Origin of the sequence: Paenibacillus sp. FSL M7-1455 (assembly GCF_038004655.1) — a bacterium.
Lineage (GTDB): Bacteria > Bacillota > Bacilli > Paenibacillales > Paenibacillaceae > Paenibacillus_AQ > Paenibacillus_AQ cookii.
This window is the reverse complement of record NZ_JBBORO010000001.1, coordinates 3328560-3352325: the sequence shown is the minus strand read 5'-3', so window position 1 is coordinate 3352325 and position 23766 is coordinate 3328560. Positions and strand designations below refer to the sequence as shown.

The window sequence follows — 23766 nt, the reverse complement described above, 5'->3', positions numbered from 1 at the left end:
AACAAGGGATGCAGCCATGTCGAATATGATCCAGTTGGCCAAAAGGGAAATCAGGTTAGGTTTCCGGAATCCTTGGGCGTATTCCTTTCTGATTCTGTTTGGGGCATTCAGCTTGTGCCTGCTGGCCATTAACGCCCAAAACTACGTGCAAGGGTATTCGGGGGTAACCGCCTCGATGCTTAGTCTCATTTTATATCTGCTGCCATTGATGACGCTGTTTATCGGATCGTTTTCGCTCACTTCGGAAAAAGAAGACGGAAGCTGGCATCTGCTGTCGACGTATCCCCTCGGGACGTTCGCATTCGTGGCCGGCAAATATGCCGGGCTGCTTGTCGTGCTGCTGACGGTCACGTCTTTCGGATATGGCCTGATGGGCGCGCTCGGCGGCGTCATCGGCGGAGGCTTCGACTTCAAGACCTATGGGTTGTTCCTGATCTTTTCAATCTTGCTCATCCTGATGTTTTTGGGAGCGGCGCTGTTCATCGGGTCATTGTCCAAAAACCGTTGGCAGGCGCTGACGATTTCCGTGTCCGTCTGGTTTTTTGCCGTCATTGGCTGGCAGTCGTTTTTGCTCTCCTTTTTAAACTTGCTTCCGTATACGTGGACCAAACCGCTGCTGGTGACGTTTACGTTTTTAAACCCTGCCGAGTTGGTACGGATTTTTGTCGTCGTCCGTTTGGGAGGGGGCTCTATTTTGGGGCCGGAATATTACCGTTGGGTCGATTGGATTAAGCAACCAAGCGGGGGCTTGATTTTTGGAGCCGTTTGTTTGATCTGGACGGTTTGCTCGGTCTCGTCGGTTTGTTGGTTTTGGGAAAGGGGGCGCCGTCGTGGATAAGGTGGTCGTACGTGTCGAGGGGGTATCCAAAACGATTAAAAAACAGCGCATCGTAAGCGATATTTCCTTTACCCTGAACCAAGGCGGCATTTTGGCGTTGTGCGGAGGCAACGGGGCGGGGAAAAGCACCGTGCTGCGCATGCTTGCGGGCATTCTGCCGCCGACCTCCGGGTCGATTATCGTGAACGGCGTAAGCCATGAACAGAAAACGCTGCTGTATTCCCGGCAACTCGGCTACATGCCGGACGATTTTCAGTTCCAGCCCGGTTTTACAGCGCAGGAGACCATCTCCTTTTGGGCCGCGCTGCGAAAGGTGCCGAAGGAAAGGGCGAAGGAGGTTTTCGCCCTGGTGGGGCTGGAGAACGCCGCCGAAAAACGGGTAGGCTCCTTTTCCAAAGGGATGCGGCAGCGGCTGCTTTTAGCTCAAGCCATATTGGCCAAACCGCCGCTGCTGCTCATGGATGAACCGACGAACGGCCTGGACCCGTTTTGGACCCGGGAATTCATTCGTTTGCTCGATCAGGTCCGGCAAGACGGAAGCACGGTCATTTTTTCGACGCATCAGTTGGAAGTGGCAGGGGAAGCGGCCGAACAGGTCATGTTTTTAAATCAAGGCCGCGTTGTCGGAAAAGGGGACGTCCGATCTTTCCGTGACCGGTATCCGTCTTTGCACGAGGCGTTTCATGCAAGTCTAGGACTCGAATAAGCATCGCCGCGATTTAAGGATAACGAGCGGGTAATATTTTATAAATATTCCTTTACAGGAATATTCCCTGTATGTTGTATTTCTATCAAAGGAGCTCAAGAAACCGGCATCCAAGACCATTAAACGTCTGCAGCTCCAATATACATGGAGGAGAGATATGATGAATAAGGTCGCTTCAAAAGACGGCACGGCCATAGCATACGAGCAATCGGGAAGAGGGGATGCGGTGATTATGGTCACGGGTGCGCTGGGTACGCGTTCGCATCCGCAATGGATACAGCTTGCCGGTCTGTTGTCTGAACATTTTACCGTCATAAACTACGATCGCAGAGGCCGGGGAGATAGCGGCGATACGCTTCCTTATGCGGTACAGCGGGAGATCGAAGATATCGAAGCGCTGATTGATGCGGCGGGCGGAACAGCATGCGTGTACGGCATTTCTTCAGGTGCGATCCTGGCGTTGGAGGCAGCCGACCGCCTGGCGTCCAAAATTACGAAACTTGCAGTATATGAACCGCCGCTTATTTTGAATGACGGCAGACCATCGCTGCCGGAGGATTATGTCGAGCAAATCCAAGCGGCCATCGAAGCGGGCAACCCGGGCAAAGCCGTTGAGGTCTTCATGACGCAAGCGCTGCTCATTCCCGAAGAGTACCTGGCTCCGATGAAAGCCGACCCGATGTGGCAGGAGATGGAGGCGGTGGCGCATACCTTGGCTTATGACGGCCTCATCTCCCGTGAGTTCATGTCAGGCAAGCCATTGCCGGACGATCGGTGGACCTCCATAACCGCCGATACACTCGTGATCCATGGCGACCAAAGCGAACCGATGTTTCGCGATGCCGCCCAAGCCGCTGCAAACAACGTCGAACGTGCGGAGTATAAAGCTTTGCAAGGACAAGGGCATGATGTATCGCCGGAGGCCATTGCCCCCGTATTAGTCCATTTCTTCAAAGCATAATTTTCATTTTTTAGGGTCAACCATGATTTGTATGTTCAACGGAAATGTTTTGCGGTTTTCGAAAATACGACATCTTCGTGTTCAAGGCATGATGGCTTCGTTAAGGGTTGATTCCATTCCGCGCCTGTGATATGGTTAATCCAACCAGTATTGAAAGGGTGAACCAAAGGCCAATGATCTACTAATCCTATTCCAGCGAAAAATCGAGATCGAAGATCATTTTTCCGGATAGGATTAGTGCGGGCTTTTATCGATATAGACGTGCAGGGCGGCGTTCTCTTGTGGAACGATCCGCTTAGCGCGTCTGCCTGCCTCTGTCCGGATTGCGGAAACAGGGGCTTTTTTGTGCTGTTTTTTGCCCCTCATTCCGATTATTTTTCCCACGATGACGGAGAGGATGATGTGTTATGACAGGACCGAACCCCGGCGAAAAATACCCTATTCCCGGAAACCGCCAGGTGCAGTTTATTAAAAATATGATTACGAAGCCGAATATTGTCGCGGGCGATTACTCCTATTACGATTCGGCGAACGGCGAGTCCTTTGAAGATCAAGTCCTGTACCACTATGAAGTGATCGGCACGAAGCTGATCATCGGCAAGTTTTGCTCCATCGCCCCGGAAACGCGCTTTATGATGGATGGCGGCAATCATAGAATGGATGGGTCTACATATCCATTTAACATTTTTGGCCACGGCTGGGAGAAGCACACGCCAACGTTGGAGCAGCTAAGAATCAAAGGCGACACCGTTGTCGGCAACGATGTATGGATCGGCAGACGGGCGACCATTATGCCGGGCGTGCGGATCGGCGACGGGGCCGTCATAAGCGCGGAAGCGGTCGTCACGAAAGATGTTGCGCCGTACACGATCGTAGGCGGTAATCCGGCCAAAGAAATTCGGCAACGTTTTGCGCCGGAAATCATTGAGGAACTGCTCGATCTAAGATGGTGGGACTTCGACATTACGGTCATCCAGGAGTACATGGGAGCGATCGTCAGCGGGGATATCGGGGCGATGCGAACCATGAAGCGGCAACCGTAAAGCAACTACCATAAAGCGTTCAAGGAGGGAGAACCTATGAAAATGGCGTTTCTTGAATATGCGGTTTCGCATCCCGAATCGGGGCCATACGGCATAACCTGCGGCAAAGACGGCGCCCTATGGTTCACGGAGCAAAAAGGAAACCGGATCGGCCGAATCACGGAAAGCGGCGAGACGACAACGTTTGACGTCCCGACGCCGCAAGCGGGCGTGATGTCGATCATATCGGAAGCCAAAGGAGACGTTTGGTTTACGGAATATCATGCGAATCAAATCGGGAGACTGCAGGCGAACGGCGCTTTAACCGAATACGCTATTCCGACCGCCAACGCGGCTCCTTTCGGAATTGCGGAGGGACCGGATGGAGCGGTATGGTTTACGGAAATGAATACAGGCATCATCGGCAAAATGACTTCGTCGGGAGAATTCACGGAATACGAGCTGCCCAACGCCCAAGCGTTTCCTTCGTTTATCACCCGGGGACCGGATGGCGCGATGTGGTTTACGGAAAATCAAGGCAATAAAGTCGGCAGGATCACCGCAGAAGGCCAGATCACCGAATATGATGTTCCGACGGCTCAGTCCGGACCGGTAGTGATAACGTGCGGACCTGACGGAGCGTTATGGTTCGTCGAGATTGTGGGCAATAAAATCGGGAGGATCACCGTCGGGGGCGCGATCACGGAATATGTCATCCCGACGCCGGATGCGCGGCCGCATGCCATCACGCCCGGAATACGGGGGGATCTGTGGTTTACCGAATGGGCAAGCAATAAGATCGGCAGGATCACGACCGATGGAATCATTACGGAATATGCGATCCCGACCGAAAAAGCGGAACCGCACGGCATTGCGGTGTCCGCCATCGGGGACGTCTGGATTGCGGAAGAGCACGATCGGATCGGGCGATTGATGGTGGATGAAAAAGCCGGGGGATAGGACTTATGGCAAGGATTGAATAAAATTTTTCGAAGCCGCGGACAGCGGAACTCCCTTTAAGGTGGCTATTCCGACATGGCGCTGCGGGATCGGCGGTACCAGCGGAACTTCGACCAGTTTGCCCGAGGCGAGTTCTTCGGCAATAAAATGGCTCGCGATAAATGTCAAACCGAAGCCGCTTTGGGCAAATTGGACCAACAGATCCAGGCTTCCGAGTTCAAATTCGGGCTTCAGCTCCACGCCGTTGGATTTGGCATACTCGTCAAGGTAATTGCGCGTGCTTCCTCCCGGCTCGAGAAGCAGCAGCGGATATTGGCTGAGCTTTTCCAGCGGAAAAGGAGATCCGGCCAGCGATGCAAATTGCCGGTTTCCAACCAGGCAGTCCTGCAGAACCAGGCTGTGACGAAAATCGATCTTGGGATCGGCTACGGGCATGTTCACGATGCCGAAATCGATTTTTCCCTCTTTTAAAAGCGTTAGCGTTTCCGGAGTCGTTCGATTCGTCACATGAACCCGGATATCCGGGTACAAAGCGTGAAACCGCTCGAGGTGAGGCAAAAGATAATGCTTGCATAACGTATCGCTGGCGCCGATATTGATCTCTCCGTGCAATAAATTTTGCATTTCCGCAATTTTCTTTGTGCCGGTTTCAAGCAAGCGGATCGCCTGCTCGACGTATTTGAAAAGAACCTGTCCTTCGGCCGTTAAGGTGACGCCTTTGGTCGTGCGAAAAAACAAGGGGCCGCCGAGACTGCCCTCCAACTGCTTCAACGTATGGCTGATCGCGGGCTGCGTAATATGCAGCTCTTCCGCCGCTTTCGTCAAGCTGCCCAGCTTGGCGGTCCAATAAAAAACGCGGTACCATTCCATATTTATGTCCATAGATATTACTCCTGTTTATATCAAAGATTATTAATATCAATTTCACTTATATGCCCGTCGAAATTATACTAGTTCATGTAGATAAATACAAGCGATGGGGAGGAAATGATATTGCCAGTCACAGCGATTGTAGGAGCAAATTGGGGAGATGAAGGCAAGGGGAAAATGACGGACGTGCTTTCGGCGGATTCTTCCTATGTCGTCCGTTTCCAAGGAGGCAGCAATGCGGGTCATACGATCATCAACGAGTACGGGAAGTTTGCGCTGCATATGCTGCCTTCGGGAGTATTTTATCCTAATGTGATGAATGTCATCGGTCCTGGAACGGCATTGGATGCGGATGTATTGTTCAAAGAACGGGATGAACTGGTAGCCAGGGGCGTGCCGGAACCGAAGCTTGCCGTATCGAACCGGAGCCAGATCGTTTTGCCGGTGCATCGCCTGTTTGACGAATTGGAAGAAGAGCGTCTGGGGGTGCGGAGCTTTGGATCCACCAAACAGGGGATCGCTCCGTTTTATGCGGATAAATATGCGAAGCTGGGCATTCAGGTTGCGGACTTATACGATGAAAATCGATTGATGGGACGATTGGAGCAAATGCTCGACGCCAAAAACGTGCTGCTAAACCATATGTACGGCAAACCGTCCATGCACGCGGAAGAATTGGCGAAGGCATTAAAAGAGCAAGGCGAGAAGCTTCGGCCGTACGTCGTCGACACGACGCAGATGCTGAATGAAGCCTATCGCAACGGGGAAACCATTTTGCTTGAAGGGCAGCTCGGCGCGCTTCGGGATCCGGATCACGGCATCTATCCGTTTTCGACGTCGTCGTCGACTTTGGCGGGATTCGCGACGGTTGGAGCGGGTTTGCCGGCGCATGCCATCGGCAGCGTCGTCGCCGTCGTCAAAGCGTATTCCAGCTGCGTTGGAGCCGGTCCGTTCGTTTCCGAGCTGGAAGGGGAAGAAGCGGAGCAATTGCGGCGGCGCGGCGGCGATGCGGGGGAATACGGCGCTTTGACCGGCCGCCCAAGAAGAGTCGGCTGGTTTGATGCGGTAGCGACCCGATATGGCTGCATGGTACAAGGCGCGACCGAAATTGCTTTGACCAATCTGGACGTGTTGGGCTATCTGGACCAAATTCCGGTCTGCGTTGCATACGAGTTGGAAGACGGTACGGTCACGGACCGGTTTCCGGTAAGCGCCGAGCTGGAACATGCCAAACCGGTCATTGAAACGTTCGAAGGATGGACATGCGATATCTCCGAAGCCCGTTCATTCGATGCATTGCCGGAAGCAGCCCGGCGGTATATCGCTTTTATTGAAGCTTACGTGCAAGTCAAAGCCAAGTATATTTCGGTAGGGCCGAGACGCGATCAACTCATCACGCGGGTTATTTAATCAAAATGACCGCCAAATATATGAAAAGAACCCCAATCCACGGATTGCGGGTTCTTTTGCGTACATTCAAAAAAATAGGACCGCTGGCACGCCGGTGCGATTCAAGGTAAAATCAAAATAATCATACTGACCGAGCGCTCGCAAAACGTGGTCTTTAACGCGAACCCATTTCACGGATTGGAGGTATGTTAAGCATGAAATACAAGGGGATTATTTTTGATTTTGACGGAACCCTCGCGGATACTTTGCCGCTTTGTTTTTATTCATTTAATGAAATTTTCAAAAAATATGATCAGAGAGATCTGTCTGCAGAAGAAATCGTTCAAATGTTTGGACCATCCGAGGCAGGAATAATTCAACAAAATTTGAAAGCGGTTGATCAAATCGACAAAGCCGTTGAAGAATATTATTGGCATTACGATCGGGCACACCATGAATTCGTCGGCTTTGATCCACATTTGAGGCAATTATTGAACGGGCTGCGGAATGAAGGATACAGGCTTGGCATTTTTACCGGGAAGGGACGGAAGAGCTTTGATATCTCAATGAGCAAGCTGCAATTGGAGGATTTTTTTGATGTGACCATTACAGGGGACGATGTATCCAGTCCAAAGCCGGATGCAGAAGGATTATATAAAATCCTTGAGGTCTGGGAAATGGATAAAACCCAAGTCCTTTTTGTCGGTGACAGCGATGCGGATATTGAATCGGGAACCCGGGCAGGCATGGACACCGTTGCGGTTGCGTGGTTTCCGGGGAGCCATGGACGTTTTACGCAAACGCCGACGCATTATTGCAATGAAATAGATCGATTTAAGATGCTGATAAAACCGTAGTCGAAAAAGATTCGGCAGCGAAAGCAGCCGGCAGAATCGTGGAAATCAAGCCGGAAATCGAGATCCGGTTCAAACTCTGCGAAACCTTCGTAAGGGGGATTAGGAGGATTACGGGGGACAACATCCATCTGACGAAGCTGCGGGGACGCCTACGCGGCCATGGAATAAACTTGTGTATGCATAATTTTCCTCTTTTGGCGGAAACTAACGTCCAAAGAGGAGGGTGATGCTGCATGTGCCAGCGTTATTCAATGGCTGCCGACCTGCCGGTGATCATGGATCATTTCCAGGTTGACCGCGTGATGTATTATTACAAAAACCGCTACAATATCAGTCCGACCCAATTCACTCCGGTCATTCTTCAGCAAAACGGGGAGCGGGTCTTGGACGAATTCCGCTGGGGCTTCATTCCCTATTGGGGGAAAGACGCGGTCAATGCCGATTTGCATACGGTAAAAGAAAATCCTTCGTACCGCAAAATGATCGAAAAACAGCGGTGCGTCATTCCGTGCAACGGCTTTTATTATTGGAAAAAGGAAGGCAAAAAAGCGTACCCCGTGCGCGTGGTGCTGAAAAATCGGGGAATGTTCGGCGTGGCCGGGTTGTATGAAATCTGGAAGGATCACCACGGCGAGCCGCTGCGGACCTTTACCTTGGTCATGACAAGGGCTAACCGGCTGATCGGGGATTTCGAAGAATCCCGCATGCCCGCCATATTGCCGGAGGAAGCGATGAAAGACTGGCTGAACGAGGAACATACCGCTTTTCATTCGTTGAGCACGCTTCTGCAAACGTACTCCGACGAAGAAATGGAAGCTTACCCGGTCACGCCTCTAATCGGAAACGATACGCATGACAACGAAGAATGCATCCGGGAGATGGATCTGCGGACGGCATGGGTGAAGCAGTAATCCATCCGTGGCATGCCGGCTCCGCATATAAACAGCATGATTAGCGGCAGGCGATTTTGCCCAATGTAGCGTCTAAAAACCCAGTATGGGAGGTTTAGGCGCTTTTTGCTTGTTTGGTCCATAGGCCTGCCCATTCATGCTTAGCCAGCGCTTTTCCACCCGTCCGCAAAACGGCCGGAATTGGCGCAACTCCCCCGATATGTTATATTATTTGAGTTGGAGGGCTTCTTTGAAGGACGGGCTGTCCTTAAGGAGAGGAGGAACTTGGGATGAAATGGGGCAGACAACTCGTAGGAATCGCTTTGCTGTGCAGCCTTTTGTTAAGCGCATGTTCCTCCGAGGAGGGACGGACCGCTGCGCCGGCACAAGCCCCCGCAGTGCAGGATTACGCCGAAACCACGGCCGATGCCGGCCAGACCCTAACGGTGGTGGCACCGAGCGAAGCAAACAAGGTAAACCAAGACGCAGGCAAATATAAAATCCAAACCAAGCTGACGGAGTTCCAGCTTTTAAGCGAAACCCAAGGCATCGCCTGGGGACTGACGCGCAATGAACTTCGCATGTATTTGACCGAAGACAACGGCCGGACCTGGGTGAATATATCGCCGTCGGCAAATGTGCAGTTTCCGGCGAATCCAAGGTACGGAAAAGATATCTATTTTACGGATCCGAAACACGGCTGGATTGTTCGCGACCCTTCAGGAATGTCGGAAACGATCGTTCTGCATACGAGTGACGGGGGAGAGCATTGGGATATTTCATCGATCCCGCAAAAAAACAAGGTTTCGGCCATCCATTTCGATTCGGCAAGGCACGGCTGGCTGATGACGACGGAAGAGGCATCGACCGGCAAGGAGCTGAAGGTGCTTTACCGCACGGATGACGGCGGAGCTATATGGAACGTCGTAATGGAGAATACGGTGTACGATCCGGGAAAATCCGATACCGGCAGCCCGATTCCTCATCTCGGATATACGGTGGGCATTAACTTTAAGGATCTCAAGAACGGATACGCCATGATTCAGGAATTGGGGGAACCCAAACTCTACCGGACGAAGGACGGGGGAAAAAAGTGGATTGCGGGTCCGGCATTTTTTGACAGGGAAAAGCTGAAGCCTTGCATTTCTTATGCGGCAGGCAATCTTCAGTTTTTCGGGACGCAAAAGGACGGTTGGATTCCGATCGGCTGTAAGCTTGGAGACAGCACCAAATACAACGGTTATTTCACGAAAGACGGCGGCGAGACTTGGAATTTCGCCAACTTCGGACTTCCCGCTAGCGAGGGATTGAATCAATCCCTGCGACCCGCGTTCATTAACGCAAACGAAGGCTGGGCGCTCGTCGGCAGCACGTTGTACCATACCGTCGACCAAGGCAAGACGTGGGCGGCCATTCCGGAGAACGAAGCGTTAAAAGAAAAACTTCAGGAGTACCCTGAAGTCGTGAAGTTGCAATTTTCGTCACCTAAAGTAGGCTGGCTTCTGATCGGAAACAGCGAGCAGCGGAGTTCGCGGCTTTTGCAAACGACGGACGGCGGAGCGACGTGGAGAGTATTGTAAGAGGGCAGGCGGAGAACAGGACGTTCTCCGTTTTTGCGTTCGGCAAGAAAATGCATCGGTTCATAGGCGGGAAAAAGTTCGGGAAAGGCTTGTCTGACAAGGACTAGTGGTTTTTTTGTCATTTCCCCCGCATATACTTGTTATGAACAGGCCCGCTTAAGGAGCATCGCTCAGCCTAAAGTCGAAAAGGAGGGGGAAGCATGCCAGGAGATTCGTCATTTTGGATGTTCGACTTCTTCGGAAAAGTCATGCCGATCTTTTTTGTCGTCGTTGTCGGTATCATCGCCGTATCCGTCGGCAGAGGATTGCTGCAGTGGGGGCGGAATAACAAACAGCCTGTTCTCACGGTCGACTCCCGGATCGTCAGCAAACGGACAGAAATCAACCAGCGCCATACGCATGAGCCGAATGATCAGATGACCAGCCATACGAATACGGTCTACTATATTACGTTCGAAGTGGAAAGCGGGGACCGCATGGAGTTTCCCGTCAGCGGAAAACAGTTCGGATTATGCGCGGAAGGGGATACGGGAAGGCTTACGTTTCAAGGCACCCGGTTCAAAGGTTTTGAGCGCCGTATGCGGTTTGCCGGCGAAGTCGAGGCGGGGGCGCGTTATCGGAATTATGAGCGTTTATGACGCGTACCGATGGCAAAAGCAAATGATTGGACTGCATCTTCCAAAGGATGTGGTCTTTTTGTTTTTGCAATATGCTTGAATGGGAAGACGATTGAATCTAAAGTAGAAGCATCGGGTAAGGCAAGAATAAAGGAGGAATCCATGTGACATTTCAAAATATCGTCGTGGTTGTCACCGGAGCGGCCCAAGGCATCGGCTTCGGCGTAGCCAAAGCATTTGCCGAGCAAGGGGCCAAACTCGTCATGGCGGATCTGAACGAAGATCAGGGCGCGGCTGCTGCGGCTGCGATCCGCAACGAAGGCAGACAAGCCATCTTCGTGCCTTGCGATGTGCGCAAAGAAGAGGATATCCGGCAGCTGATGAAAGCCGCGGAGGACGAATACGGCAGAATCGATGTGCTGATCAACAACGCCGGGGTGTCCCGCTGGAAATCGCCGCTTGAGCTGTCCGTCGGCGAATGGGACGACGTGCTGAACACGAACGTGCGAAGCTGCTTTCTGGCGACCCGCGAAGCGGCCCGCTCCATGAAAAGGAACGGCGTTTCGGGAGCCGTCGTCAACATCGCATCCACGCGCGCGCTGATGTCGGAACCGAATTCGGAGGCATATGCCGCTTCGAAAGGAGCCATCGTGGCCCTGACCCATGCCATGGCCGTTTCCCTCGGACCGGACCAGATCCGCGTCAATTGCGTAAGCCCCGGCTGGATCGAAATGCAAAACTACGATTCGCTGAAACCGGCCGATCACGAACAACATCCGGCAGGCAGGGTAGGCAGACCGGAGGATATCGCCAAGGCTTGCCTCTATTTGGCAGACCCGGACAATTCCTTCGTAACCGGGACTCATTTGGTGATCGACGGGGGCATGACGCGGAAAATGATCTATGAACCGTAACTTTTATCCTGCGCAGTTGGCCCTAATGCCTTCCAGTATTTCTCATTCTCCGATCATTCCGGGCCCTCTTCCGCGGCCGGCATAGTTCCTTTTAGGCATTCTTGATTTTGCGCGATTTGCATGAGCCCGTTCTTTAAGGACTTGGGCTCATCTTTTTTTGGGGGATCAATGCTATAATTACTCCGTTTACAACATGAGGATTGCAAGTCCTCGCATAGGAATGGAGGGAAATTATGTTTGTCAAAAATTCTCGATGGCTCACTGCCCTGCTGTTTCTGGCGGCGATCCTGCTTACGGGATTCAGCGCCCCGTCCAAGGACGTCAAGGCCACTTGGGTATGGCAGACGGAACTGATCGAGGATGGCGGAGAAAAATTGCTAGAGTTCGCCCGCAATGAAGGCATTCATCTGATCTACCTGCAAATCAATCGGGATTTGCCTAAAAAGACCTATGAAACGTTCGTGCAGCACGCGCATGAGGAACGCGTCGCCGTCCACGCGCTTGGCGGCGATCCAGGATGGGCGCTGACGGAATATCGGGACCGCATGTTAGGACTTGCCAAGTGGACGATGGAGTATAATGCCGGCGCTTCGCCCGAAAGCCGGTTCGATGGAATCCATCTCGATATAGAACCATATGTTCTTCCCCAATGGGCAGCGGATCATGATGCAGTCATCCAAACGTGGGAGAGCAACCTATCGGCTTTTCTCGGCAAAACATCCGGCTCGGGGCTCGAACTCGGAATCGACATTCCCTTCTGGTTTGACGGTTACAGCGCCTCCGGGGGCGAACCGCTCAACGAATGGCTGATGCGGCAATTCGATCATGTCACGGTGCTGGCTTACCGGAATGACGTCGATTCGGAACACGGCATTATCGCCTTGTCCCAAGACGAGCTCAACCTAGCCGACCGACTCGGCAAAAAAGTGCTGATCGGCGTCAATACGAAGGAAATGCCGGGCGAAAGCTACACGACCTTTTACGGGCAGCAAAAAGAGCAGATGAACCAGTCCTTATCGGATCTGACGGGCCGGCTGGACGCTCATTCCTCTTTTGCGGGACTGGCCATCCATGACTTCCGTTATTGGGAAAACATGCCTAGCGGCGGCGGGGGCGGCGATCAGCCGGGACCCGGTCCGGCCCCCGAACCGGCCCCGGACCCCGACCCGGAGGGCAACGTTCCCGATGCGGACCCGGTCGTTCGGGATTCCATGGTAAGGGGTACCTATATTTGGGAAGCAAACCAGGTGCTTCAGAACGCTCAGGAGATCATCGGCTTCGCCAAAGAGAAAAAGCTGAACTGGCTTTATGTCCGGTTGGATTTGGAGCAGCCTTTCAGCGCGTATCAATCCTTCGTCAAACAGGCTTCGGCCGCAGGCATTGAAGTGCACGCCATGGGGGGGCACCCGATTTGGGCGCTGCAGGAAAGCCGTCCCAAAATGATGAGGCTGGTCAAATACGTCAAGGACTACAACCGCTCGGTTCAGGGAGATGAACGTTTCCATGGCATCCATTTGGATATCGAGCCCTACGTGCTTCCGGAATGGAGGTCTGATCCGCAGCGGGTCCTTTCGGAATGGACCTCCAACCTGGATGCGTTCGTCACGGAGATGAAAAAGGACTCCCGTTTGCAAGCGAGCATGGATTTGGCGGTTTGGCTCGACAAATATAAAGTTCCGGGCGGGGACATGTCGATCAGCAAATGGATGATCCGGCGCATGGACCACGTGTCATTGATGGCTTTTCGGGATTCCGCGGCCGGTTCGAACGGCATCGTCAACGTCGCCAAAGAAGAAATCGGTTTTGCGGACGAATTGGGCAAGCCGATCCTCCTTTCGGTGGAAATGAAAGAAAGCCATGAAGGCAACCACATTACCTTCTTCGAGGAAGGAGCGGAATACATGGAGGGAGAGCTGGCGAAGCTGCCCGGTTTGTTGAAAGATTCCCCCTCCTACGCAGGCAACGTGGTGCACGCTTACGATTATTGGAGGAACGCAAAACCTTGAACCTGAATCGCTAATGAGCAAAATGTTCTGCTTGCGCCGAATAGGCGGCAAGCAGATTTTTTATTTAGGCTTTAGCCAGTTGAGCTCGCGAAGCGTGCGAAACAAAAAACCACCCGCTATGCGGGTGGAGGGAACGAGGGTTTGACCAACAAGACCATCCCGATAAAATTGAGATGTTCAGGCTCAATTGAAAGGAATGGTCTTAGATGGCAAACAAGAACTATAGTTTAGCTCACACAAAGTGGATGTGCAAATACCACATTGTATTCACCCCGAAGTATAGACGGAAAGAGATCTATAATCAAGTGAGGAAAGATTTAATCGAAATTTTCAAACGATTATGTAAATACAAGGGAGTAGAGATCATAGAAGGTCATATGATGCCAGATCACGTACACATGCTGGTAGCGATACCACCGAAAATTTCAGTATCAGCCTTCATGGGATATCTGAAGGGGAAAAGTGAGCTAATGATCTTTGAGAAGCATGCGCAATTAAAGTATAAATATGGGAATCGGAAATTTTGGGCGGAAGGATACTACGTCAGTACAGTAGGCTTAAACGAGGCAACCGTCGCAAAATATATTCGTGAACAAGAAGCACATGACCAGGCAGTGGACAAACTGAGTGTGAAGGAGTATGAGGATCCTTTTAGCATAAATAGTAGCAAGAAAAAGTAAACCAGTTTAACTGGTAAGTGAAAGAGGCAAATTACACTGAGCCTGAACAATTTATTGTCAGGCTAGCGTCTTTAGGCGCAGTTTGGCAACAGGGGGTTATACCCCAAGTGCAAACCACCCGTTGGACGGGTGGTTATGATTCCGGGGCGCGATCACTCGTCAGGGCGAGCCGAGGGCATGCCGGGCGGCACGCTGGGCATTCACACAGAAACGGCTGCCGGCATACCATAAGGTGTTAGCAACGCGAGTGAGATAAAGGAGCGTGAACGAAAATGGCAGGTCTGGAAAAGCATTATTTCGGGCGCGGCAATACGGCGGCGGGGTTGTACACGTTGTACGATTCCATTTTAAACGGACTGGATACCGTATTTGTCATCGACGGACGGATCGGATCGGGGACTTCGCAAGTGCTTGCCCAATTGGCGGCGGCGTGGAAAGATAACGGCTGGACGAAGCACTATATACATGAGACGTTGGATAGCGAGCGGCTGGAAGGCATCATTTTGGAGGAAGCGCGTATCGGCATCGTCGACGGAAACGCCTGGAGCGCCGATCCCGTTCTGGAGGGGACGGAAATTCGCGTAATTGACGCTGCCGCGGCGCTGCGAAGCGGTTTCATCGACGATGTGGAAGCGCGGACGAAGGATCTGGAGCAGGAAATCGCCGCGCTTTACGCGAAGGCTTACGACTCCTTTTTAAAAACGCTGCGCATCCATGACGAATGGGAGAAATTATACATCGATCATTTAGACCGCGAACGCGCCAATCAAATCACGGCGGAGTTTGCCGACGAATATTTGGTCCCATTCCGCTCGAAGAAAGCGAACGTCACCCGCCGGTTTCTCGGCGCTGCTACGTGGCAAGGAGCCCTCGATTACGTTCCGAACTTGACGGAAAACCTCCGCACGCGGATTTTCGTCAAGGGCCGCCCGGGCTCCGGAAAATCCACCATGTTCAAAAAATTGGCCAAAGAAGCGGAAGCGCGGGGTATCGACACCGAGATTTACCACTGCGGTTTTGATCCGAACAGCCTGGATATGCTTATTTTTCCTGAACTAAGTCTGGCCATCTTCGACAGCACGGCGCCGCATGAGCATTTTCCAAGCCGCGAAGGGGACAGCATCCTCGACGTGTACGAACTGGCCATCAAGGAAGGCACGGACGAGGCGTTCGCCGAGGAAATCGCCGAGATTCGGGGCCGGTATTCCGCTTCCATGAAACATTCGATTTCGATTCTGTCGGACATCAAACGGATCCGGGACGGAGTATGGGCCGAGTATGATGCGGCAGTAGACCGAGCGGCTTTGCGCGGAATCGCAAGCCAGGTCATCCGGCAGGTAGACGCATTGACGAATTCTTCGGTATCACCTGATGCATAAACATTCGACGCCATTTTAGGTTTCCGGATAAAGCGCCTTTTTCGCCTCTGAATGCGTAAAAAGGCGCTAATACTGTTGGTGCCCCTGAGCATGCATATTCCCTCTGTCGGGAGGGGGAGGAAAGCAAACGGAAGGCAGTCCGTGTCGCAATTAAGTACAAGTTGTAAAGATTTGTTGTCACTCATCTAGGCGAATGCACATACACTTATAAGGAAAATCATTCTTGCAGGGAGGTAGAATCTTGGCTGTTATCAAAACGAATTCAGAGCAAACAAGACTGCTCGCTCGTTTGATGAGGGCTGAAGCTGAAGGTGAAGGGAGTCTCGGCATGCTGATGGTCGGCAACGTCGGCGTGAACAGGATTCTGGGAAATTGTCTGGATTTCAACAATATCCGCAGCATCAGGGATATGGTGTACCAAAGCCCAGGCGGTTTTGAAGCCCCGCAGAAGTCGTATTTTTATCAAAGGGCCAGAGAACAGGATATCAGGCTTGCGCAACGCGCCATTAACGGCGAACGGTTTTGGCCGGCTTCGAATGCTTTATGGTTTTTTCGCCCCACGGGCGGCTGTCCGGCAACTTGGTTTAACCAATCGAATACGGGACGCTACAAAAGCCATTGCTTCTTCAGTCCCTCGAGCGCGGATTGCCCGAACGTGTATTGATCGCGGAAAAACAAAATGAAAAAGAATGAATTCGTACTTAATTGAAGGAGGATTTGAAAGTATGGTGCCTCAGTTTTTTCGTCCATCGTCTTATCAAATGGGCGGTTATCCAGGTGTATCGGGCAGCAGCACGGGAATGCCCGGAAGCATGGGCACGGTCCCGCCCCAAGTCACGAGCGGCAGTCCGATGACTCCGACGGGAGCGGTCATTCAAGCCCCGCAGCAGCAATTCGAGCAATCCTACGTGGAAAACATTTTGCGTTTGAACCTGGGGAAAACGGGAACGTTTTACATGACTTACGAAAACAACTCCCAGTGGAATGCGAAAGTGTTTACCGGCGTGATCGAAGCCGCAGGCCGGGACCATATCATCATTTCCGACCGCTCCACCGGGCAGCGCATCCTCCTGTTGACGCTGAACCTGGACTACATTACGTTTAACGAACCTCTCGTTTACCAATATCCCGGCGTGATCGGCAACCCTCCCCAAGGCCGGTAACAAGGGATTGTCGCCCTCATCATGTAGAGGGGGGGCGGCATCTTCAATACCATATTTTGATTTAAACGCCGAAAAGACCGCCTTTCATGTCATAAATGACAAAGGGCGGCTCTTTTTGCCTGCATATCTGAGATTTGCTTGCGATAGCAACGGGTCTCTTTCGTATACAGTCATACCTGTCGGTTTGACTGTATAGTGTATAATTATATAATTAAAGATATATTCCAAAATCATACACATGATTTTGCAAAAACCTTGACAAAGACAGGAGATGGATCCATTGGGAAGTTGACGGCTAACACGATTTTTATGCATCACAGGATTTACGATCTCAACATACGAAGGAGGTGTACCTATTTGCCGGTCAAAACGTACGGTGAATAGGAAGAATATTGGCTGACCCCTTACCGAGTTTGATTAATTTGATTTGGGTAGTGGTACTTGTATTATTAAACGGTTTCTTCGTTTCCGCGGAATTTGCCATGGTCAAGATCAGGAGCAGCCGCGTGGAAACGCTGGTTGACGAAGGACGAAAAGGCGCGGTGTTCGCCCGCAGCATCGTCAACAATTTGGACGCTTATTTGTCCGCTTGCCAGCTTGGCATCACGTTGGCATCGCTGGGGCTTGGATGGCTCGGGGAACCGGCCGTAGCAACCCTCGTCAGACCTCTGATTCACGCCTTGGGCTTCGGAGAAGCCGCTGTTCACGGGATCGCCGTGGCCATCGCGTTTCTCATCATTACCATTCTTCATATCGTGCTTGGTGAATTGGCGCCGAAATCGATGGCGATCCGCAAGTCGGAATCCGTCGCGCTGATGTCGGCCGCTCCAATGGTTTATTTTAATAAGCTGATGTATCCTTTCATCTGGGTATTAAACGGGCTTGCCAATGCGTTGCTGCGCCTTTTCGGGATCGCCCCGGCATCGGAATCGGAATCCGCCCATACGGAGGAAGAAATACGGATTTTGATGAAGGAAAGCAACAAAAACGGCTTGATCGACAATACGGAACTTGCGCTGGTGGACAATATTTTCGATTTTGCGGAAACGACCGGACGGGAAATCATGATTCCCCGGACGGAAATGATCTGCCTGAACACGCAGCTTTCCCGAGAAGAAAATCTTGAAATTGCTTACGAAGGCATGAGAACAAGATACCCGGTTTGCGATGGTGACAAGGATCATATTATCGGATTCATTCATATTAAGGACTTATTGCGTTCTACGGCTACCGAATATAATACTTTAATTCGTCCGATCCTGGCTGTACCGGAATCCATTCAGATCAGCGCATTGCTGAAGCTGATGCAGCGGGGAAAGACCCAGATCGCCATTTTGATCGATGAATACGGCGGCACATCCGGGCTCGTAACCCTGGAAGACATTATGGAAGAAATCGTCGGTGAAATTCAGGATGAATTCGACGAGGAACGTCCCGGCATCGAAAAAATTCAGGAACATGAATATTCGATTGACGGCTTGATGCTCATTGAGGAAATCAACGACCGATTCGGGCTTGATTTGGATACGACCGACTACGACACCGTAGGCGGCTGGCTGTACTCCCATATCGAGACGATCCCGCCGCATAAGGGGCAATCGGCCGAAGTCGACGGGCATGTTTTCATAGTGGAGGAAACGGATCATAAGCGCATCTCAAGGATTAAGCTTCTGGTTCCGCAGGTGATGGCGGAGGAAGCGGGCGCATAAAGTGTGAAATAGATGAAAGGCACGGGGCATCCGCCCCGTGTCTTTTTGTTGTTCACGATGGGGGAAAACGCAAGTTCTGAATCGAAATTGGGGGCTTTAAAGGCCCGGCGTTCGGCGTTGCGGGATGGTTTTGGATTGTTGAAGGGGCGGCGGAATATCTGGTATGATGGCAACGGTCTTCATCCAACCGCCAAAAGGATGCATGCTTTTGCATATAAATGTGATACATTCCTAAGTTAAACGATGGAAATAGTGGATTGCTTTAAAGTGTTCACGTTATAATGAAGTCAATTTCGTTTCGTAAAATGGGAGGGAGGAGAGAGAAATTGGCGTTTGATTTAGAAATTGCGTTCGAGCCCGTTCACGAGTTTATGAATAGCTTGCATTCCTACATATGTCGAAAGTCGCACAAAAAGATAGATCTTGCCCCATGCTGGGCACAAGAAACAAAGGAGCGGCTCACCCCTGAATTCGCCCGCCTGCTGGATGACATGCTCGTTAACGGAGACTGGGGGTTCGCGTATTTGACCGCTTTCGTTGCTCCCGAAGGGTTGGGGGTCGACGGCTTTCTCGATTGGTTCGGGCAGCTGGGCACCCGTGATTTGATCGAGCTTTTCGCGGCCAACGGCAATGAATTTCCGGAGGAAGACATCGAGGTTTTCCATGAAAAAACGATTCACCTGTTCCGGCAGTGGCATGAGCAATATTTCGAACATGTCGATCCGGCCATCCTGCTCGCTTTGGAGCAAGAAAAACAAGACCGGCTTCGGCGTTTGACCGAAATCGATGGCGAAGAATTCGTCGACGAAACGACCAACGGCATGCTCTTCAAGCCGCTTCCCGAAATCGAGAAACTCGTGCTTGTGCCGCAATATCATTTTCAACCGCTGAATATGGTGGCCCAATACGGGAGCATGCTCGTCTGCCATTATAATGCGCGCATCTATTTGGGGGATGAGGACCTCATTCCGACGCATGATCTCCGTTTGCTGCGCAGCCTTGGCGAAAAAAACCGGATGAAAATTTTGAAATTCCTGAACCGGGGCCCGCGCACGTTCACGGAAATCGTCAGCCATTTGAAGCTTTCCAAAGGCATCACGCATGACCATATCTCCAAACTCCGCAGCGCCGGCGTGCTTTACGCGCATTTCGAAGGCGAAAACCTGACGGAATACAGCTTGAGAAGACGGGCGTTGGATCAGCTCCAAGAGCGGATCTACCGTTATATTGAAGAGGGATAAGCTCTGGGACCTCCTTATTTGCCTGACGGGCAGTAAGGAGGTTTTTTGATTCGAATCATTCGTCAGCAAAATGCGTTATCCGTGCAAGCCGATTGCGACTTATAAAAATTTTTTCAGAAAACTTTTGAAGTTCTCTATTTACAGAACTCGGTTTGCTTCCTATAATAGACAATAATTAATGGAATCTTAATTCATACTTATCTTATAGGAATGATCGAGATGGGTACAAAACGGGAGGTTAGAGTTTCATGAAAAAAGGTGTCATTTTATTAACGTCGCTCATGCTCGTCGGTTCGCTGCTGATGTCGGCGTGCTCGAACAACAACGATGCGGAGCCGGCCGCAAGCGGCAATTCCGCGCAAACGGAACAAGGCGCGAAAGAGGGGAACACGACAGTACCGGGCGGCGAATCCGGATTAACGGAACCTTACGCGGCAGCGGACATGTCCAAACTTCCGGCGGTCGCCAAGCAGCGTACCGATACGATTATCGTCGGGCTCACCGATCCGAGCGGCGCGTTTACGCCATATTTTACCCAAAGCGGATACGACGGCAACGTCAACTCCCTGTTGTTCAGCTCTTTGGTAACCGTTGACGATAAAGGGCTGCCAATTCCTGATTTGGCCGAAAAATGGGACGTATCGGACGATCAGCTTACGTATACATACCACTTGCGCAAAGACCTGAAATTCAGCGACGGATCGCCGCTGACGGCGGACGATGTCGCGTTTACGTGGACGATTCAGTTCGACAAAGCGTACGACGGGGATTCCATGGTTCCTACGCTCGCCGTGAAAGGGGCCCAAGCGTATAAAGAAGGCAAAGCCAAAAGCATCGAAGGGATCAAAGTCATCGATCCGCAGACGATTTCCGTAACGCTCGAGAAGCCGAACGCCACCGCGCTCGTCATGCTGGGAGGACAGGTTTTGTCCAAAGCTTATTACGGCAAAGACTACAAATTCGGACAATTGGATTACATCAAAAAACTTCATTCGAACCCGGTCGGCAGCGGACCATACAAGCTTGAAAAATTCATTCCGGGACAGGAAGTCCGTTTTGTGGCCAACGAAAACTATTACAAAGGCAAACCGAAAACGGAACGTTTCATCTATAAAACGTCGGAAGGCGACACGTGGCAGTACCTCGAAACCGGCGAAGTCGACTACGCTTCGTTCAGCGCCACGACGGAAAACATCGAGAAGCTGAAGTCCCTCGGCTTCGTGAACATCATTCCATACACGCCAAGCACGTACGGATACCTTCAGGTCAATCTGGAACACGAAGCGCTTAAGGACAAAAAAGTACGGCAAGCGCTCACGTACGGTTTGGACCGCCAAAGCATCTATGTGGACGCCAACCAAGGAGCAGGTTCGGTAGCGAACATTCCGGCTTCCCCGATCTCCTGGGCGTACACGGAAGAAGGCATCAACCCGTATAAATTCGATACGGAAAAAGCCAAACAGCTTCTCGACGAAGCAGGTTGGAAAGAAGGCGCAGGCGGCATCCGCGAAAAAGACGGCAAACAGCTCGTCATTCACTATCTAGGCTCCAAGAGCAAGCAAACCGATATTTTCATCGCCGTAGCCAAAGAAAACTTCCAGGCATTGGGCGTAAAATTCGAGCCGGAAGTGTTCGCGGACTTCAACTCGCTCGTGTCGAAAGTGGAAAGCGGAGATTACGATCTCGTGTCCTTCTCCACGCCGATGCTGACCGATCCTTCGGATGGCCTTGTGCAATTCATGGACGGGGAGATCAAAGGCTACGACAATCCGAAATTCAAAGAATTGTATGAAAAAGGCTTGGCGACGTCCGACATCGAGCAGCGGAAACAGATTTACAAAGAAATCTTCCAGCTGCTGAACGACGAACTGCCGATCATCTTCACGAGCTACAAAAAAACCGTCTATGGATACAATGGACGAATCGACAACCTGTCCGTTAGCCCGTTCGTCGGCTTGGCCAACAGTCTTCCGGACTGGACGCTGAAACCGGCGCAATAATCCGTAACAACCATCCCGTCCCTCGCTTATCGCGGCATGATCGCCGCGGGCGGGGGACCATGCGATTAGGAGGCTAATGATGAGTGCGTATTTAACGAAACGGATCAGCTACATGGTGATCATTTTGCTGGCCGCGTCGCTGTTGATTTTTTGCCTGTATGCGCTGACGCCCGGGGATTTCATCAGCAGCAATATCAAATTGAGCCCCGAGCGCAAGGCCGAGCTGAGAGAAATTTACGGGCTCAACAAACCGCTGCTCGAGCGATACGGCATTTGGATGAAAAACGCGCTGCACGGCGATTTCGGATTCTCCCTGGCGCAGCAGAAGCCCGTGCTGACGCTGTTTAACGAGTACATATGGAACTCCTTCCTGCTTGCGGCCGTATCGACGTTTTTTACCTGGCTGATCGCCGTCATCATCGGCGTTGTTTCCGCGTACAAGCAGTATTCCTGGTTCGACACGCTCGTGATGGTTTTGATTTTTGCGGCCATGTCGCTCCCGTCGTTTTTTATCGGTTTGTTCCTGATCAAAATATGCGCCGTCGACCTGAAGTGGCTGCCGCCGGGCGGCATGCTGACGACGGGCAGCAACGCGACGGGGCTGGCGTACGTCAAGGAAGTGATTCATCATATGACGCTCCCTGTCGTCGTCATGACGCTGCTGGGCGTCGGTTCCTTGACCCGTTATTTCCGCAGCAACATGATCGACGTCATCAAGCAGGATTATATCCGCACGGCGCGGGCCAAAGGATTGAAGGAAAACAAGGTGCTGTTCAGACACGCGCTGCGCAATGCGCTCCTGCCGGCCATTACGCTGGTGGGGTTCGAGCTTCCTTCCTTGTTCGGCGGTTCGCTGATCATTGAGAAAATTTTTAACTGGCCGGGGATCGGGCAGCTGTACATCCAGTCCTTCGGGCTGCGGGATTATCCGCTGCTCATGGGCTTTACGATGTTGTTAGCGGTGTTGACCGTCATCGGGACGCTGCTATCCGACATTTTGTACCATATCGCCGATCCGCGCGTCCGGCTGCATTAGAGGGGGGACCAGACATGTCACTGAACAGCACTCCGCTACCGGAGGCGGTCGGGGCGAAAAACGCTCCCGCCAAATCATCATCCCTTTTCAAGCAATCGATGCGCAGGCTGATGAAAAACAAGCTCGCGGTTTCGGGGCTCGTCGTTGTCGTTATTATGTTTCTGGCTTGTTTTGTGGGGCCGTTTTTCTCGCCTTACACCGACAATAAAGTCAATATGGCTTTGATGAACAAACCGCCGAGCCTTAAGCATTGGCTGGGAACGGACGCCCTTGGCAGGGATGTCCTCACCCGCGTGCTCCAGGCCGGGCGCATTTCGTTGACCGTCGGCCTGGCGTCCATGGTTTTGTCCGTTTTTATCGGGTCGTTACTTGGCGCAATCGCAGGGTATTACCGGGGCATCGTCGACCAAATCATCATGCGGATCGCCGATCTGCTGCTGACGATTCCGGGACTGCCGCTGCTGTTTATTTTCGGGGCGCTGCTTTCCGATTGGAAAGTGCCGACCGAATACCGGATGTACATCGTCATGCTGATGCTCGGGTTGGTCAACTGGCCGGGCCTCGCGCGGATGGTGCGGGGGCAAATGCTCAGCCTGCGGGAGCGGGAATTCATGCAGGCCGCCGTCGTGCTCGGGCTGCGGGACCGCCGCAAACTGTTCAACCATTTGCTGCCGAACATCATCCCGTTATTGATCGTGATCGCGACCCTGAACATCGGCGGATCGATTCTCAGCGAATCGGCGCTCAGCTTTTTCGGGCTCGGGGTTATGGCGCCGACACCGACATGGGGGAACATGATCGACGCGGCGAACAACCTGATCGATTTTCAGGAGCATCCATGGCTGTGGGTTCCTCCGGGTTTTTCCATTTTCGCCACCGTCATCGCGATCAACATTTTCGGGGACGGCCTCAGGGACGTTCTGGATCCTAAACAGAAGAGGTAGGTGG

The 23766-nt window shown here is 52.0% G+C and carries 22 protein-coding genes and 1 pseudogene; 22 read left to right on the top strand and 1 reads right to left on the bottom strand.

Going from position 1 to position 23766, the window contains the following annotated elements; genetic code table 11:
* The first annotated feature begins 16 nt into the window (after positions 1-16).
* The 5 genes from NYE48_RS15460 (at position 17) to NYE48_RS15440 (ending at position 4487) form a co-directional block, all read left to right on the top strand.
* Positions 17-838 carry an ABC transporter permease gene (locus NYE48_RS15460; RefSeq protein ID WP_340999297.1) on the top strand — a complete coding sequence of 274 codons (822 nt, stop codon included), beginning with the start codon at positions 17-19 and terminating at the stop codon, positions 836-838.
* Positions 831-1544 carry an ABC transporter ATP-binding protein gene (locus tag NYE48_RS15455; RefSeq protein WP_340999296.1) on the top strand — a complete coding sequence of 238 codons (714 nt, stop codon included), beginning with the start codon at positions 831-833 and terminating at the stop codon, positions 1542-1544. The genes NYE48_RS15460 and NYE48_RS15455 overlap by 8 nt, the downstream gene beginning before the upstream one ends.
* A gap of 157 nt (positions 1545-1701) precedes the next feature.
* Positions 1702-2505: an alpha/beta fold hydrolase gene (locus tag NYE48_RS15450; protein WP_340999294.1), complete on the top strand. Its 804-nt coding sequence runs from the start codon at positions 1702-1704 to the stop codon at positions 2503-2505.
* Between the two features lie 407 nt (positions 2506-2912).
* On the top strand, positions 2913-3548 hold the full coding sequence (vat(I), locus tag NYE48_RS15445) for a streptogramin A O-acetyltransferase Vat(I) (RefSeq protein ID WP_340999292.1): 636 nt from the start codon (positions 2913-2915) through the stop codon (positions 3546-3548).
* A 36-nt stretch (positions 3549-3584) separates the two neighbouring features.
* Positions 3585-4487 carry a Vgb family protein gene (locus NYE48_RS15440; protein ID WP_340999291.1) on the top strand — a complete coding sequence of 301 codons (903 nt, stop codon included), beginning with the start codon at positions 3585-3587 and terminating at the stop codon, positions 4485-4487.
* A gap of 3 nt (positions 4488-4490) precedes the next feature.
* Here the strand turns inward: NYE48_RS15440 and NYE48_RS15435 are convergent, their stop codons facing one another.
* Entirely contained in the window at positions 4491-5369 is an 879-nt protein-coding gene (locus NYE48_RS15435) for a LysR family transcriptional regulator (protein WP_340999290.1), read from the bottom strand.
* Between the two features lie 111 nt (positions 5370-5480).
* Between NYE48_RS15435 and NYE48_RS15430 the strand changes: the two genes are divergently transcribed.
* The 17 genes and pseudogenes from NYE48_RS15430 to opp4C all read left to right on the top strand — a co-directional run bounded on the left by NYE48_RS15430 (position 5481) and on the right by opp4C (position 23762).
* Positions 5481-6767, top strand: coding sequence for an adenylosuccinate synthase (locus tag NYE48_RS15430; protein WP_340999289.1), 1287 nt, complete (start codon positions 5481-5483; stop codon positions 6765-6767).
* Positions 6768-6961: 194 nt separating this feature from the next.
* Complete coding sequence (locus NYE48_RS15425) at positions 6962-7603, top strand: HAD family hydrolase (protein ID WP_340999288.1); 642 nt, start codon at positions 6962-6964, stop codon at positions 7601-7603.
* Positions 7604-7620: 17 nt separating this feature from the next.
* Positions 7621-7830 (top strand): annotated as a pseudogene (locus NYE48_RS28255) (DUF3898 domain-containing protein); the annotation flags it as partial.
* 6 nt (positions 7831-7836) lie between these two features.
* Positions 7837-8514, top strand: coding sequence for an SOS response-associated peptidase (locus NYE48_RS15420; RefSeq protein ID WP_340999287.1), 678 nt, complete (start codon positions 7837-7839; stop codon positions 8512-8514).
* 269 nt (positions 8515-8783) lie between these two features.
* The gene (locus NYE48_RS15415; RefSeq protein WP_340999285.1) at positions 8784-10073 is read left to right on the top strand and encodes a WD40/YVTN/BNR-like repeat-containing protein; all 1290 of its coding nucleotides are present in this window, start codon (positions 8784-8786) and stop codon (positions 10071-10073) included.
* A gap of 200 nt (positions 10074-10273) precedes the next feature.
* Positions 10274-10711, top strand: a complete 438-nt coding sequence (locus NYE48_RS15410; protein ID WP_340999284.1) for a DUF2500 domain-containing protein — start codon at positions 10274-10276, stop codon at positions 10709-10711.
* A 143-nt stretch (positions 10712-10854) separates the two neighbouring features.
* The gene (locus NYE48_RS15405) at positions 10855-11604 is read left to right on the top strand and encodes an SDR family NAD(P)-dependent oxidoreductase (protein WP_340999283.1); all 750 of its coding nucleotides are present in this window, start codon (positions 10855-10857) and stop codon (positions 11602-11604) included.
* Positions 11605-11837: 233 nt separating this feature from the next.
* On the top strand, positions 11838-13610 hold the full coding sequence (locus NYE48_RS15400; RefSeq protein ID WP_340999282.1) for a hypothetical protein: 1773 nt from the start codon (positions 11838-11840) through the stop codon (positions 13608-13610).
* Positions 13611-13816: 206 nt separating this feature from the next.
* Entirely contained in the window at positions 13817-14290 is a 474-nt protein-coding gene (gene tnpA, locus NYE48_RS15395; RefSeq protein WP_340996591.1) for an IS200/IS605 family transposase, read from the top strand.
* 272 nt (positions 14291-14562) lie between these two features.
* Positions 14563-15669 (top strand): hypothetical protein, encoded by a 1107-nt coding sequence (locus NYE48_RS15390; RefSeq protein WP_340999281.1) that lies wholly within the window; start codon positions 14563-14565, stop codon positions 15667-15669.
* Between the two features lie 241 nt (positions 15670-15910).
* A complete protein-coding gene (locus NYE48_RS15385) occupies positions 15911-16333 on the top strand; it encodes a cell wall hydrolase (RefSeq protein WP_340999280.1) in 423 nt (140 codons plus the stop codon).
* Positions 16334-16394: 61 nt separating this feature from the next.
* A complete protein-coding gene (gerQ, locus tag NYE48_RS15380) occupies positions 16395-16832 on the top strand; it encodes a spore coat protein GerQ (RefSeq protein ID WP_445324001.1) in 438 nt (145 codons plus the stop codon).
* Positions 16833-17224: 392 nt separating this feature from the next.
* Positions 17225-18541 carry a hemolysin family protein gene (locus tag NYE48_RS15375; protein WP_340999279.1) on the top strand — a complete coding sequence of 439 codons (1317 nt, stop codon included), beginning with the start codon at positions 17225-17227 and terminating at the stop codon, positions 18539-18541.
* Positions 18542-19032: 491 nt separating this feature from the next.
* The gene (locus NYE48_RS15370; protein WP_331480886.1) at positions 19033-19782 is read left to right on the top strand and encodes an ArsR/SmtB family transcription factor; all 750 of its coding nucleotides are present in this window, start codon (positions 19033-19035) and stop codon (positions 19780-19782) included.
* 248 nt (positions 19783-20030) lie between these two features.
* On the top strand, positions 20031-21782 hold the full coding sequence (locus NYE48_RS15365; RefSeq protein WP_212953151.1) for an ABC transporter substrate-binding protein: 1752 nt from the start codon (positions 20031-20033) through the stop codon (positions 21780-21782).
* Between the two features lie 79 nt (positions 21783-21861).
* Positions 21862-22818, top strand: coding sequence for an ABC transporter permease (locus tag NYE48_RS15360; protein WP_036715112.1), 957 nt, complete (start codon positions 21862-21864; stop codon positions 22816-22818).
* Positions 22819-22832: 14 nt separating this feature from the next.
* Complete coding sequence (gene opp4C, locus NYE48_RS15355) at positions 22833-23762, top strand: oligopeptide ABC transporter permease (RefSeq protein WP_212953148.1); 930 nt, start codon at positions 22833-22835, stop codon at positions 23760-23762.
* The last annotated feature ends 4 nt before the right edge of the window (positions 23763-23766 follow it).

Coding starts and splice junctions, on each gene's coding strand:
- NYE48_RS15460 (WP_340999297.1), top strand. CDS start 17: ATGTCGAATATGATCCAGTTGGCCAAAAGGGAAATCAGGTTAGGTTTC.
- NYE48_RS15450 (WP_340999294.1), top strand. CDS start 1,702: ATGATGAATAAGGTCGCTTCAAAAGACGGCACGGCCATAGCATACGAG.
- NYE48_RS15440 (WP_340999291.1), top strand. CDS start 3,585: ATGAAAATGGCGTTTCTTGAATATGCGGTTTCGCATCCCGAATCGGGG.
- NYE48_RS15435 (WP_340999290.1), bottom strand. CDS start 5,369: ATGGACATAAATATGGAATGGTACCGCGTTTTTTATTGGACCGCCAAG.
- NYE48_RS15425 (WP_340999288.1), top strand. CDS start 6,962: ATGAAATACAAGGGGATTATTTTTGATTTTGACGGAACCCTCGCGGAT.
- NYE48_RS15420 (WP_340999287.1), top strand. CDS start 7,837: ATGTGCCAGCGTTATTCAATGGCTGCCGACCTGCCGGTGATCATGGAT.
- NYE48_RS15415 (WP_340999285.1), top strand. CDS start 8,784: ATGAAATGGGGCAGACAACTCGTAGGAATCGCTTTGCTGTGCAGCCTT.
- NYE48_RS15410 (WP_340999284.1), top strand. CDS start 10,274: ATGCCAGGAGATTCGTCATTTTGGATGTTCGACTTCTTCGGAAAAGTC.
- NYE48_RS15400 (WP_340999282.1), top strand. CDS start 11,838: ATGTTTGTCAAAAATTCTCGATGGCTCACTGCCCTGCTGTTTCTGGCG.
- tnpA (WP_340996591.1), top strand. CDS start 13,817: ATGGCAAACAAGAACTATAGTTTAGCTCACACAAAGTGGATGTGCAAA.
- NYE48_RS15390 (WP_340999281.1), top strand. CDS start 14,563: ATGGCAGGTCTGGAAAAGCATTATTTCGGGCGCGGCAATACGGCGGCG.
- gerQ (WP_445324001.1), top strand. CDS start 16,395: ATGGTGCCTCAGTTTTTTCGTCCATCGTCTTATCAAATGGGCGGTTAT.
- NYE48_RS15370 (WP_331480886.1), top strand. CDS start 19,033: ATGCTCGTTAACGGAGACTGGGGGTTCGCGTATTTGACCGCTTTCGTT.
- NYE48_RS15365 (WP_212953151.1), top strand. CDS start 20,031: ATGAAAAAAGGTGTCATTTTATTAACGTCGCTCATGCTCGTCGGTTCG.
- NYE48_RS15360 (WP_036715112.1), top strand. CDS start 21,862: ATGAGTGCGTATTTAACGAAACGGATCAGCTACATGGTGATCATTTTG.
- opp4C (WP_212953148.1), top strand. CDS start 22,833: ATGTCACTGAACAGCACTCCGCTACCGGAGGCGGTCGGGGCGAAAAAC.